Genomic DNA, 13,349 nt, shown 5'->3' with positions numbered 1-13,349 from the left:
TTTAAACCTTAGGTTTTTCCATCTTCTAAGGACTTAGGACTTCGGGAAAGAAGGATTCTCCTTTATTTTCAAGATTCCGCTTCGGAGATAGTATAGGTTTTGGGTGGAAAAATAATTAATGGCAACCGGAAGCGAAACAATCCCAAGGACTGAAAAATAACGATATTTTAAAGAATCTTTTCCATTCAGACCGGCGATGGACTTTTCTAAACGTAAAAGTATCTTTTTCCAGCGTTCTAAGGTAGGGAGAAGAGACGGATTACATCCCTCGAAATACAGACCTTCTGCGGAGCTCACAATTACATCCTTCAAATTACTCGGAAGCGCCGGAGAACCAAATAGGTCTCTTACTTTGACTAGGTCTTTTTCGACCTCGGACTCTGTTTGTCTTGGAATGGGAAGAATAGAACTGATCCCTAAGGAAACCGGAAGGGAAAGACGGAATAAAAAGTCAGAAGCGACTATGGAATTTAGATATCTTCGAATTGTTTCGCCCAACGCGTCGGTATGATCCAGCTGTGAATCGCTTAGATCCTTTACGGTTTGGATAGTGTACTGGCTGAGCTTGATCTTTTCTGTCCAGAACAGGCCCAGTAATTCCGTTTCCATGTGGGTAAAGAGTACAATTTTTGTCCGGCCTTTTTTGGCAATCTCTATCTTGAGATTCAAATTCTGTTCTTATATACCACTTATAGTCCGTTTCAAAATTAAAATTATTTGAATGAGTATTTAATCCCGGGCTTCAAGAACCTGGCCCCTTGGGGACTGGTTCTTATGGGGAAAGGTTTGGTACCCAAGGAATAAACCCTTATATAAAGATTAGGATCTATTCCTCTTCGCACATCAATTCAACCAGGTAACCATCCGGATCTTGGAAATTCAGAAAAAGTGTCTTAGAAGATTTACGGACTCCGTATTCTAATCTTTGGGAGAATAATCTTTGTTCGATCTCATGGAAACTTTTCGGATCTACTTTAATAGCAAAATCACATCCTGATCCGAAAACCGGAGAAGAAGGATCATTCTTCTCTCCATAGATCGCTATATTCGATTTTCCTATACCGAGAACTTTTGCAGCCTTTTCGGTCTCCTCCTCTTGGGGGAGACCGAAAATTTCACGATAAAAATTCGCACTTACTTCCGGATCACGGGAGGTGATACCGATATGATTTACTTCCATAAACATAATTTTACTCCCTTAATTCACGATCGATTTGATCTAACTTCTGTTGAAGTTTGTGTCTCATCTTCTCTTTCATCCTACGTTTCCAATGTGCTCTTTCTCTATGACCATGGTGATGGCCTTGACCAAACCAATGTCCGCCTTTAAACAAAATATGTGAAAGAACGAACAAACCTAAAGCTTGCCAGTAACTGATTTGCTTGATCCCGAAAATATCAGGAAGCAACCAGTTCCAAAGTTGCCAAACCGCATAAGCCAAACCGAAAAAGAACAACGGCATAAAGAATATGATCAGAAAAAATTTCCCTAATCTATGTCTAAACTCGTCTGAACCGTGCATGGTTTTCCTCCAAAACTCAAAACTCTTCCAGAAAGAAAACCTTTAGGTCCTTCAAACGTTTTGCTAAAAAATCTTTTGCGTAAGATTTTCGTGCCGAGAGAGTTCCTTCTGGAATTCCGGAGGCTTCCGAAATTTCTCTAAAGGATTTTCCTTCGAACACGTTTTCCACAAACGCGGATTTTTGTTCTTCAGGAAGCTCTTCAATAGCGATCGCTAATTCCTGGAGCACAAGACTTCTGTAAAATTCCTTTTCAGGTCCTGCGGCTTTATCCGGGATAGCGTCCTCTAAGAAAAACTCCTGCTCTAAACGAGTATTAGAATACTTTCCCGCCTTTTTAAATCTGTACCAGTCCCCGACTTTATTTCGAAGAACCGCATACACATAAGCGAGAAGATATTCAATAGACCCAGCGGAATCCAGCTCAGTTACAGCGGTTAAAAAAGATTCCTGAAGAAGATCTTCCGCTTCTTCCGGATCCGCAACCCTGGAACGAACCCATGCTAGGATTCTATCTCTTTCCCGTCTGTATATTGTATCCAAGGATCCCAATGTGTTTCTCTTTCCTTAAAGAGGTAGTTGTTGCAGTGGGATTTTCCTTGGATTTTTTTATTAAGAATTGGTTTGAAACGGAAAAAAAATGATCCAAAAAGGAAAAATTCCGGACCAGAACCCATTCGAATTTAAAATGCTCTGCATAAAAACTCCAGAAGTTCGATTCAAAGGTCCCATGTGAGACAGCTAAGTTTATCTCTTAGGTCCCATTTTTTTCCAAAACTCTAAATTTTTTTCAGCCATTTCCTTCGATCAAAACCCGTTTTCCCGGAGGATTTTATGAAGGTTAGAAAAAACAAAGATGTAGAGGAACATTTCGGTTGGATGAAATTAAAAACGGATCAATTGGGTTTTTTAGGAATTATACACTCCGTAAATAGATTCTATGATTCCCTCCAAGGTTCTCAATCTAATGAGCTGCGTTATTTCCGAAGAAAATTAGTAAGAACAGATTTTAGATATTCTAAAATTTTTATGAAGAAGTTCGGAGATTATGAATATCTGATCTATGCTAGAATAGAAACCGACGGAAATTCAGAATCGGACTCTTGGATCCACGTGGACGGGATCAGAATGGAAAGGGACGAAATGAAAGCAAAAGGTGTGAAAGATCACCCTTCTTACGAGATCAGATGCTTAAGTGATATTTTCGAATCTTCCTGTGTGCCGGCATCCAGATTGGAAGAGGACAAAATAGATTCTGATTGCAGCTGATCTCAAAAATTGCTTGCCGGAGATTAAAACCAGGGTTAGGAATTGATCCCCATGTTTTTCTCATCCGAAAATCCTTCGGCGAACGATTGTTTTTTAAAACGATCTAAATCTATTCTTTCCAAATCCATTTTGGTCTTCTCACTAATATTTTGCGCTTTAGGAGAATGGAAATTATCAGCGGACGAAACAAAGATCCAGGCTAGAAAAACAAGCAAACACGAAATGGGGTTTCATCCCTACACCCAAGAAGGTTATTTCCAAGCCTGGAATTATTCTTATACGGATGATCAAACCTGGATCTTTGCTACATTCATAGTGAGCAATTTAGGACCAGGTACTAAAAACTGTGGAGTAAGCCTTGTAGTTTACGACAAACAAAACGGCACCCAATTTTCCACCAGAGAATATTCCAAAGACGAACTAAAAGCTGAAAGCGGAAATCTAGAATTAGAAATTTATGATAGTTCTGTTTATAAAGGAGAAGGCGGTCCCGAGATCAAAATGATCACTGACACCGCTGAACTAGTTATTAGCTATAAAACTGGTTGGTCCAAAGCTGTTTCTCTTTCTGGAGGAAAGATACATCTACCTGAAAAAGATAGTTTTGTACAAGCGGATATGGCATTCTCTTCTGTTCCCGCAAAAGGTTATTTAGTATTAAACGGTAATAGAATGGAGCTAAATGGAAGAGGTGGAATGGAACATCTTCTTACCAACTACGAAGTGTATAAATATAGTAGACGCTGGGAATTATACCGCTCTATCAATAGTGCGGGAGAAAGATTATTTGCAGGCGGTTTTATCGGGAACGAAAACTTTCCAGGAGAAGAGGTCCGGACAGTAAGTGCATTGGATCCTTCTGGAAAAATGTTATTCTCCGCAAAAGTTTTGAAGTCGGAAGTTTTAGAATCAGAAACGGAGCCTTTTTCAGGTTATCATTTACCGATCAAAGAAAAGTTTTATTTAGATGAAAGCGGTTCCTGCAGCTTAACTGTTTCTCGAAAACATACTGTGGGGCAGATCTATGTTCTTTCCAATATATCCGCAGTGCTTAGATTCTTTGTTCGATTATTTTTTACGAAACCTTATCAGCTTTATTATATCACTGATTCTAAATTGGATTGCGCCCAAGTTCCGGAAGGAAATCTCCCGAAAGATAAAAACTTCCGGGGGATTTTTTCCTATTATCTGATCAATCCTTAGGCCGCAAATTCAGGATTTACGCTTCTGATTTTTTACCACGAAGCAATAGATTTCCGTAATATATTGCTGTAAGAACGATCATAATCCAAGGGATCAGGTTTCCATATAGGATATAAAAACCGGGAGGGGAATCGATCACCTGGATCTGTTGCCAACTGGTTTCCGCTTTCATAAGAGAAGTGGATTTACCTTCTATAAAATTCCCTAAATGATCCACATAACCTGAGATCCCGGAATTGGTAGAACGAACCAGCCATCTTCTCCATTCAATTGCTCTTAATCTTCCTAACTCGAAATGTTGGTCACTTTCCGTAGTGGTTCCATACCATTTATCATTTGTAAGATTCGCAATAAATTGGGGATTTCCTGAGTCCTTGAACTTTCTCACAAATTCCGGAACAATCACTTCATAACAGATCAAAGGAAGGAACAGGCCTTCGTCCTTTAACTCTGTATGAGTTGGAGAATAATAATTTCTTACAAATTCTGCATCTATGCCTTCTGTTTTTTCCCAAGTAACAGGTAAAACAGTCTGAGGATTTTCTTTGGGAATATCAGAATAATAATGTAGAAGATCGAAAGATTCTCCCGGATCGAACCTTCCAGTCTGAGGGCTTAGATCATACATAAACTCAAAAGGCATTGTCTCTCCAAACATTACCAAATATTGTTTTTGATAAGCTTGCCTTCTGACACCATTCGGATCGTATACTACGTTATTATTAAAGTACCTAAGATATTCTCTTCCGGAACTTTTAGTTTTATATGCCGCATCTATTTCATTAAAGAATACTGTAGCTTTATATCTATTCGCAAAGGAAACCATTAAGGAATCGAACCTAGGCCAATAAATCCGATCTCCCATTCTGATCTTCAATAGCTCTCGGTTCGCAGAAAAATATGGGATCCCTGCTTCTGGCAGAACGATCAGGTCCGGATTTTTGCCGGCTCTTTGGACGGCATTCTCCACCATCTTGTCCATTCTATCCATCAGATCTTCGATTACTTCTCTAGGAGATCTTCCTCTCTCATCTCGAATACTCATTGGAGCATCCGGTTGGACCACGAGAACTTCGAGAGTTTTGGTTGGAGTTACATTTTTCCATTTCAAATATAAGGTAGAACCGACGATCACAAAAAGAAGAAGTAAGGCGAATGGTAAGGACCAGAATTTTATAAAATGAGATCTTTTATCTTTGGATCTTAAGATCTCTGGAAGATGTAATAGATTTGTTTCAAAAAGTGTATAAGAGATCACGAATACTAAAAAAGAAAGTCCGTAAACTCCTGTGATCTCTACAGTTTGGGCGAGTATGATATTTCCCGCTGCAAGATTTCCCCAATACCAAGGAAACAATTGGTAACCGATCATATCGGCGGCCATTCCACAGACTCCAGCTACCCAAACGCTATGTTTACCTGCTCTTCTGGAAAGAAAGGAATAAGAAACTAAAAAGATCGGGAACTTAGCTCCGAACAGAACTCCTGCTAAAAGCAGAATGATAAATGCCAAAGGCCAAGGAAAATTCCCGAAGACCATTGCCATATGATGGATCCAATGGAATGCAATCGCATAGAAGAATACCCCAAATAGGAAACCGTATCCGACCAATCTCCAATATCTTCCGGAATATTTATGTGTGATCCAAAACAAACCGAAAGGTGCGATCCAAACTAAATGGCTAAGATAAAAAGGAGCGAAGGCTAAAAATGCAAAAGCTCCCAACCAGAGAAAACAGAAGAAGTCGAAAAACAGTGTTTTTTGAAACTCTCTAAAACGATGTAAAAAAGAATCCATGGATACCAACGTTGATCGGAAAAAAATCCTTTTGAGTCAATCTATTTAGGTCTTAGTGAAGTGCTTGCCGTAGGAGAAGGAGGCTTGAGTATACCAATAACACTGGTCGAATCATGAGCTCTCCATATTTTAAAATTATCGGTAAAAATCCTCTTCACGGAACTGTAATGCCCCAAGGGAATAAAAACGAGGCCTTACCTATTTTAGGCGCCGTCTGTTTAGTTCCCGGCGAAGTGATTATCGAAAATATTCCCCAAATCTCGGACGTTCTCATGCTCATGGACGTTCTACGCCATTTAGGAATGGAAGTAGAAGATAAAGGAGAAGGAACGTTTTTATTTCGTAATAATGGAGAACTAAAGTCTGATCTTCCTGCAGAACTATGTTCCAAGATTAGAGGAGCTGTCACACTTGCAGGTCCCATTCTAGCAAAAACGGGAAGAGTATTTTTACCAAGGCCAGGTGGAGACAAGATCGGGCGAAGAAGAATGGACACTCATCTTCTCGCACTCCAAGCACTTGGAGCTCAAATCGAAGTATTTCCGGACGGTTACGAAATCAAAGGTGATAGGCTCAGAGGTACGGACCTTCTCATGGACGAAGCTTCCGTTACTGCTACTGAAAACGCAGTTATGGCTGCAGTATTATCAGAAGGTGTTACGATCTTACGTCATGCGGCAAGCGAACCTCATGTGCAAAGGCTTTGTAAGTTTTTAGTTTCTGCTGGAGCAAAAATTTCAGGGATAGGTTCCAATATCCTCACTATCGAAGGTGTAAGCTCCTTAAAAACCCCGGAAAAACCTCATAGGATCGGATCCGATTATTTAGAGATCGGAAGTTTTATCAGCCTAGCTGCAGTCACTGGTGGAGAAATTTTTATCGGAGATGTGGAACTGGAAGATATCCGGATGATCCGCATGGTATATTCTCGCTTAGGTATAGAAGTTCGCCCTCAAGATGGAGGGATCTTAGTTCCTTCTGACCAAAAAATGGAAATCATTCCGGATTATCATGGAGCCACTCCTAAAATAGACGATTCTCCTTGGCCTGGTTTTCCCGCGGATATGACTTCAGTCGCGTTAGTCACCGCTACACAATGTAAGGGAACAGTTCTCATTCATGAAAAAATGTTCGAATCTAGATTATTCTTCGTGGATAATATTATCTCTATGGGCGCTCAAATTATACTCTGCGATCCGCATAGAGCAATCGTGATCGGACCTAATCGTCTTTATGGACAAAAAGTGGCAAGCCCTGATATCAGAGCTGGAATGGCAATGATCATCGCGGCGCTTTGCGCAGAAGGTACAAGCTCTATCCACAATATCGTACAGATAGACAGAGGATTCCAAGACATAGATACTAGACTTAGATCTCTAGGTGCTCATATTGAGAGGATAGGTGAAGAATGAACCGAAAAGACTTCTTCCGGAAAGGCTTAGCAAAAGCTTTTTCCGTAATGGAAGAAGGCGTTAATGAAATTTCGGAGACCTGGAAAACTGCTGTAGAGGAAGATAAAAAAGCAGAACCGGAAAAAATCCCGCCTAAAAAAACTCAGATCAAGGTTCCAAAACCTAAAACAGTTAAAAGTAAATTTAAAGGTTTTAGAAATTTACAATTTCCTCCTGGAGCTGATGCAAAAGGAAAACGATTCCTTTCCAAATGTACTGCTTGCAGCGATTGTATCTATGCTTGTCCTTATTCAGTTCTGTTTCCAGTTCCTGATGATAAGACCGGCAAACATTTTCCTCATATGGATGTGAACCTGAATGCATGTATGTTATGCAAAGATTATCCATGTATCTCAGCCTGCGAAACAGGGGCACTTTTACCTTATAAAGAAAACCAATCTCCTAAATTCGGAAAAGCGAAAGGTTTCTTCCAACATTGTATCAATTCCAGAACCGGAGAAAAGACCTGCGAGACATGTGCAATCACTTGCCCTATCCCAAACGTAGTCCAATTCAAAGGAAACAAGCCAAACTTTTCCAATGACTGCGTAGGTTGCGGTTTATGTGTTTCCTCTTGTCCCACATTTCCTAAGGCAATCCAAGTACAATGAGCCACCTTTCCAAATTTTCAGGTTTGGTGTTTCTATTTTTATTCTCTACTTCTTTAATCGCAGATCCGATTCCGAATAAGATCAAGATCGGTATTTTATCTAAATATTCTCCAGACTCAGTCCATATCATCGCAAAAAATTCAAGAATACAATATTCAGGAAAGAATAGTTTAGAAAAAGATAAAACAATTCTGATCCGAGCAGAGGAAGACCAAATTAGAATTATAGATGGAGCCAAAAACTCAAGATCGGAACATATCTTATTTTCGAGCGGAGAATACGAACTTGAAATTCCTAAAGATCAGACTCCAAAAAAATATTCGGGAGATCTGGAAATCACTTCTTCCAAAGGAAAATTAAAACTCATACTTACGGTTCCATTAGAAGAATATGTAGGAATTGGAATGGCCTCAGAATTCGGAGACCTATTTTATCCTAAAGAAGAGAAAAATCTAAATCAAAACTGGAAGAAAGAATACGCAATTGTAGCATCTTCAATGATCCGTTCTTATGCGCTCGCAAATCTAGGAAGACATTCCAAAGAGAGTCATGATCTATGCGATCTAACTCATTGCCTTCAGTTTTCAGGAAAATTAAAAAAGGGGAATATAAACTTCCCCCCTTCTAAAAAGATAATTCTGCAAGATAGAAACGGAAAAGTTTTAGAAACATTTTTTCATTCTACTTGTGGAGGAAATTTATCTTCTCCTTCTGTTCTTTGGAAGAATTTTAAAAATCCACAATACTATAGATCCGGTTCCGACACAAACGGCGGCGATATTCAATGCAAAAATTCTCCGTACTTCTCTTGGGAAACTTTCATCTCAAAAGAAGAAATAGAATCGGCTTTGGAAGTAAAACAACTTACGGAATTAGAACCTAAGTATTCTGAATCCAGAGTAATATCTCTAGAATATAAGGATTATTCCGGAAAAAAGAATATCCAAGCATCTGAATTTTTATCTAAAATCGGTAAAAAGCTGGGCTGGAATAAAACTAAGAGCAACGATTTTAAGATCGAAACAAGTGCTCGAGGATTTTATTTTAAAGGAAAAGGATTCGGACATGGAATCGGTCTTTGCCAATATGGGGCAAGAGAAATGGCGTTTAGAGGAACAAAATCGGAAGAGATACTTCGTTTTTACTTTCCAAGCGCAGAATTAAGGAAAATCCAGTGAGATCTGTTCTTACTACATCTGCATTATATTTTCTTTTTATAATATTTTGCTTTGAGACCTTGAATGCTCAAGCTGCAAGAAGAAAAGTAGAAGGATTCGAATTTTACTTTTTAGATGACTGGAACAAACAGAAAAGTCCTGAAAAATTACTCGAAACATTTGCAGAAAAATTCGTAACCGAAATCCGAACTGAATCGGAAAGGTTAGAAAGAAGAATTCCGCAAGATGCTCAAATTTTTGTCTCAGAAAACTCTGATGTATTCAGAAAATATTCAGGCCAACCTGGAACTACTGCAGCGTTCTATTCTCCAGTAAGTAACAAATTCTTTTTTCAAAATCCAGATAGTTTAGCTAAAAGAGGGATTTTAGATACAGTGATCAAACATGAGATCTGTCATTTTTTAGCTCCAGAATCTAAGTCCGAATCCTCTTTTTGGATGCAGGAATCTTATTGTGAGTCCTTATATCCAACAAATCCAAAACCTACATCTGCAGATCTTAAGTTTCCTTGGAGTTGGGAAAAATTCGACGAAGAATGTATGAAGGAGATCCATACAAGAAATGGATCTAAAAAGAAGATCTTATACCAAAAACTTTTTCTATGGGGTTCTTGGATTTTAAAAACGAAGGGAGAAGCAAGATTCAGGGCCTTTTTAGAAGGCCCTAATCCAGAAGTCCAAAATATATATTCACAATTTGTAAAGTCGAGATACTAAAAAACCTTTAGCTTTCCCCAGTCTTCATTCTCTTTTCCTGAACCAAAAGAGATCACTAATCTTTCGAAAACTTTCAGTTTATCCAAGATAGGCTGCACATCTCTATCAATCGTTTTAGAAGTATATTCAGGAGATCCTTCTGCTCCGTATAAATAAAAACTTTTGAGATCATCCAGAATTCCCGGAACACGAACCACTAAATGATGAGGATAATAAGCTAATTCTTTTGCAGGGCCGGAAGAGAATAGATCCGCTTGGTTAGGTCGATTCCCATTTCCGGAAGACACTGTTTCTTCTGCACTTTTTCTATCGGAAGTTAGGTATTTCCAATTTCCTACTTTCAAAGAAGCAGGAGTATAAAAACCACCTTTTCTCAAAGGATAAGATTCTAAGTTTGTATTTTGATAAGAAACCTTAATAGGATTTCCCACTTTGAAGATCGCTCTTAAAAGTTTATCATCCGGAACAGAAGCAGGTAAAGAGATCCCGAATCTTGGATAGACCATTCCGGATTTATATTCTAATCCATTAAAACTGAGAGCGATCCCTTTGTCGGAACCGAAGTATTGTTCGTGGATACCTGCATTTTTACCGAATTCATTTAGGCCTTCTCCAAAGTTTTCCCATTCTCCACTTATAGATTCTAAAGATTTCCAAACTTCAGATGGTTTTAATTCTTCAGAATAAAATACTAAATTCGTTTCTCTAGGTAGTACTTTTGAGAGAGCAGGGCCAGAACTAACAACTTGGTTTTTATCTCCACCGATCTTAAAAACTTTTCCATCCAGATTTCTTCCGGTTTCCCAACCCAAAAGTAAAGCGGCTCCTGAATTCCCGAAGGAAGGTTTAAGAAATGGAGCGATGAAAGAATCTGTTCCGGCATAAAGCAAAACCTTATTTTCTTTTTTAGAAGCTTCTTTTCTCAGAACATCAAAACCGCTTTGATTTCCCAAAGAATCATTATTTGCAGAAGAAGCTAGATCTAAAGATTTTTCTAATAGATCTTCGGAGTCTGTGAGGATGATAAAATCTCCCAATACAATCGCTAAAATTTTCCCAGAACCGAATTCATATTTAAATGCTTCCAAGTTTCCGAATTTTTCAGAACCAGCTGCAAATTGATCAGCGAAATCATCTGCAGAATGTGTGTTTTCAGAACCTGTAGGAGTATAATATCCTTCTTCCGTTTGTGGAGGAGTTTGAGGTTTTTCTTGTTTGGGAGTTTCTTTAACTACGATCTTTTCTCCTTTAAATGCAGTGATTAAACTCACTCCAAGTTTGGAGCTTGCACTTGCCTTACCTACGAGTAAAAAATTGGATTTAGGAAATATTGCAACGGCCACAGGTCCGTCAAATAAAGCGGCGAGTCTGGATGGTTTGGTCATTACTCCTGCTTTTGCTTCTAATAAATAAAGAACGGAGCTGATCTTTCTAAGTTCAGGCAAGGTTAAGATTTTCTGGAAAGTACCATCATCCGAAAGTTCTCTTCCTAAATTCGTTTTTTCCAGATCTTCCACAAACTCTTCAGGGCGATATATTTCCGCAAGCGCACTTGCTTTTTTAGGAATGAGTAGTGCAGGATCCTTGATTGATGAATCGATAGAATATCCCTTAAAAGAAAGATAGAATCCGATCGCCAAAAACACAACCCCAACACCTGCAGGAGCTCCAACTTTAGGATCTTTTAATATATTCTCTTTGAATCCGGTTTTTAGATTTTCCAAAGACTCTTTTGAGAAAAAGGATTTGATCTTAGGAAGTATTTTTGTTTTGAAAATTTGGATGCAAGTTCTCATTTTATTTACCTGATTTTATTGCAGAATCTTTAGTTTTAGAATCGATCTTATCCAGAAGGATCGCAGCCAAAGATTTAGCCTGATTCCCTCCGGAGCCATTGTCCACGAAAACGGTCAGCACATACGATTTTCGATCTTTACGAAAAGATAATACTGTCCATCCGTGTGTTTCATATTTGTGCATAAATTTAGTTCCAGTCCCTGTTTTGCCACCTAAGACCTCTAAATTTCCCTTTTCAGAAGAATATACATCCTTCAAAGTTCCGGTTTTCGGAACCTCTGAAAGAACGGAAGTAATCCATCTCAAATCTTTTCCGGAATAAGGATTTTCTTCCGATCGAACGGGTTCTTGGCTTATTCCCCTATAAGGAGAAAGTCTTGGGCCTTCTTTCCAAATGGAAGAATATAACTGAGAAATTTTTAAAGGGCTTAGAAGAAGCCCACCTTCTCCAATAGAAGCAGCCACTTTTCTAAGTGAACTAATAGAGGTAAAATTTGTATCAGAAGGTTCAAGATAAGAATCCAATCTGGATCTTGTAGATTTTCCTAAACTCCAATCTTCATGCAGTTTAGAATAAAATAGATCAGGATCAAAAGAAGCACTCGTTAAGAAATATACATTGCAAGATTGAACTAGAGCAGATCTGAGATCCATTTCTCCATGACCTTTTGCCAAGGAGCATCTCAAATATTCTTTTCCATTTTCATCCTGAGGCAAATGAAATGTGTTTAGATCCGATTTAGTAGGAGTTAAATTTTCCTTAGGATAAAATCTACCTTTGCATAATACTTTCTTTTCTGGAGAAAATCCAAGTCTGTCTTTGTATTTCAACAAAGTTAAAGCGGAGAAGGTTTTTACCAAAGAACCGGGCGGTAACTTTTTAGAAACTGCAATCTCCGGTCTATATATATATTCCACCTTTCCCGAATCCATTTCCATCAACACCACCGAAGATATTGAATTTTTAGATTCGAATTCTTTTACAGTTTCATCCAGATAGGAATAAGAAAATTTAGGAGCCGCTTCGATCCCAACTGTACAAAGAAGGATCACGGCAAAGAAAATTCCGGCTTTATAATATATTCTGGAATTCATTATCAGTCCGGCTCTATCTCAAAATTTCCCAGATGATATACTTGCTGGGCCCTGGTCATTGTGAATTGGTATTGTTTTCTTTTTTCCCTAGGAGTTCCTTCATATAAAACCACATACACTTTGGCTCTTGTTACCTGCGCATTAAATGGAGCGTAATATTGAGCCTGCACCGCGTAATTTCCAGGCAAAGCCTTGGACATTGTAAAAGTCTGAGGGGCAAAAGTAGCATCGTCATAAACAAGATTGCCTCCAGACTTAGTGGAAGTATGGGCCCAGTAACACTTCTCCCCTGAAGGATCGATTACCCAAAGGTCCGTATAACTCGCAGTGTCCCAGGTTAAAACAACTTTGATATCTCGAGGTGGCACCTTTGCAAAAAAGCTAACCTTGTCATAAGCCTTCCCTGCACGAACCTCCACCAAATTGTCTCCGGGAGAAGCAACAGTACTAAAGGAAAATTTACCTGCATGCAAAGGCACCATCTGTGGTATCCCATTTAGAACCACTGTGACCTTTTCAGGATTGATACCGGTAACAGTTCCGGAAATTTTCTGTATTCTCTCCGTCGTAAAACCACCATGAGGAGAATCTATAGATACAGTTTCCGCATCCAAATACATTATGGAAAGTGAATATATTGATAGAATAGAAGCCAAGAAACGTATTCCAAGACTTTTACTCGACTTTCCAAAAGGAGGATTTGATGCGGA

Annotated in this window: 14 protein-coding genes; 6 read left to right on the top strand and 8 right to left on the bottom strand. The window is 38.8% G+C overall.

The features are described from left to right. Positions 1–33: 33 nt before the first annotated feature. The 4 genes from CH377_RS04360 to CH377_RS04345 form a co-directional block, all read right to left on the bottom strand. Entirely contained in the window at positions 34–609 is a 576-nt protein-coding gene (locus CH377_RS04360; RefSeq protein WP_100722562.1) for a hypothetical protein, read from the bottom strand. A gap of 217 nt (positions 610–826) precedes the next feature. Continuing rightward, a complete protein-coding gene (locus CH377_RS04355) occupies positions 827–1,180 on the bottom strand; it encodes a VOC family protein (protein ID WP_243401952.1) in 354 nt (117 codons plus the stop codon). A 10-nt stretch (positions 1,181–1,190) separates the two neighbouring features. Then, the gene (locus CH377_RS04350) at positions 1,191–1,523 is read right to left on the bottom strand and encodes a hypothetical protein (protein ID WP_100722560.1); all 333 of its coding nucleotides are present in this window, start codon (positions 1,521–1,523) and stop codon (positions 1,191–1,193) included. A gap of 16 nt (positions 1,524–1,539) precedes the next feature. Next, complete coding sequence (locus CH377_RS04345; protein ID WP_100722559.1) at positions 1,540–2,073, bottom strand: RNA polymerase sigma factor; 534 nt, start codon at positions 2,071–2,073, stop codon at positions 1,540–1,542. 282 nt (positions 2,074–2,355) lie between these two features. Between CH377_RS04345 and CH377_RS04340 the strand changes: the two genes are divergently transcribed. Together CH377_RS04340 and CH377_RS04335 are read left to right on the top strand one after the other, a co-directional pair. Further along, a complete protein-coding gene (locus tag CH377_RS04340; protein ID WP_100722558.1) occupies positions 2,356–2,790 on the top strand; it encodes an LIC_13246 family protein in 435 nt (144 codons plus the stop codon). A 51-nt stretch (positions 2,791–2,841) separates the two neighbouring features. Further along, positions 2,842–3,993 (top strand): hypothetical protein, encoded by a 1,152-nt coding sequence (locus CH377_RS04335; protein WP_100722557.1) that lies wholly within the window; start codon positions 2,842–2,844, stop codon positions 3,991–3,993. 16 nt (positions 3,994–4,009) lie between these two features. Here CH377_RS04335 and lnt read toward each other — a convergent pair whose 3' ends face one another. Next, the gene (gene lnt, locus CH377_RS04330) at positions 4,010–5,791 is read right to left on the bottom strand and encodes an apolipoprotein N-acyltransferase (RefSeq protein ID WP_100722556.1); all 1,782 of its coding nucleotides are present in this window, start codon (positions 5,789–5,791) and stop codon (positions 4,010–4,012) included. Between the two features lie 113 nt (positions 5,792–5,904). Between lnt and murA the strand changes: the two genes are divergently transcribed. Genes murA through CH377_RS04310 form a run of 4 tightly spaced genes read left to right on the top strand, consistent with a single transcriptional unit; the run spans position 5,905 to position 9,747 of the window. Then, the gene (gene murA / locus CH377_RS04325) at positions 5,905–7,203 is read left to right on the top strand and encodes a UDP-N-acetylglucosamine 1-carboxyvinyltransferase (protein WP_100722555.1); all 1,299 of its coding nucleotides are present in this window, start codon (positions 5,905–5,907) and stop codon (positions 7,201–7,203) included. Next, complete coding sequence (locus tag CH377_RS04320) at positions 7,200–7,853, top strand: 4Fe-4S dicluster domain-containing protein (protein WP_100722554.1); 654 nt, start codon at positions 7,200–7,202, stop codon at positions 7,851–7,853. The genes murA and CH377_RS04320 overlap by 4 nt, the downstream gene beginning before the upstream one ends. Then, positions 7,850–9,031, top strand: a complete 1,182-nt coding sequence (locus tag CH377_RS04315) for a SpoIID/LytB domain-containing protein (protein WP_100722553.1) — start codon at positions 7,850–7,852, stop codon at positions 9,029–9,031. The genes CH377_RS04320 and CH377_RS04315 overlap by 4 nt, the downstream gene beginning before the upstream one ends. Next, a complete protein-coding gene (locus CH377_RS04310) occupies positions 9,028–9,747 on the top strand; it encodes a hypothetical protein (protein ID WP_100722552.1) in 720 nt (239 codons plus the stop codon). The genes CH377_RS04315 and CH377_RS04310 overlap by 4 nt, the downstream gene beginning before the upstream one ends. Here the strand turns inward: CH377_RS04310 and CH377_RS04305 are convergent. Genes CH377_RS04305 through CH377_RS04295 form a run of 3 tightly spaced genes read right to left on the bottom strand, consistent with a single transcriptional unit; the run spans position 9,744 to position 13,259 of the window. Further along, a complete protein-coding gene (locus CH377_RS04305; RefSeq protein WP_100722551.1) occupies positions 9,744–11,543 on the bottom strand; it encodes a hypothetical protein in 1,800 nt (599 codons plus the stop codon). The two genes, CH377_RS04310 and CH377_RS04305, sit on opposite strands and share 4 nt — an antisense overlap. Before the next feature lies 1 nt (position 11,544). Next, on the bottom strand, positions 11,545–12,639 hold the full coding sequence (locus CH377_RS04300) for a penicillin-binding transpeptidase domain-containing protein (protein ID WP_100722550.1): 1,095 nt from the start codon (positions 12,637–12,639) through the stop codon (positions 11,545–11,547). A gap of 2 nt (positions 12,640–12,641) precedes the next feature. Next, positions 12,642–13,259, bottom strand: coding sequence for a DUF2135 domain-containing protein (locus CH377_RS04295; protein ID WP_423789911.1), 618 nt, complete (start codon positions 13,257–13,259; stop codon positions 12,642–12,644). Between the last annotated feature and the right edge of the window lie 90 nt (positions 13,260–13,349).

The organism is Leptospira haakeii (assembly GCF_002812045.1).
GTDB classification, from domain to species: Bacteria; Spirochaetota; Leptospiria; order Leptospirales; family Leptospiraceae; genus Leptospira_B; species Leptospira_B haakeii.
The sequence above is the reverse complement of the archived record's forward strand: the minus strand, read 5'-3'. Positions and strand labels throughout refer to the sequence as shown.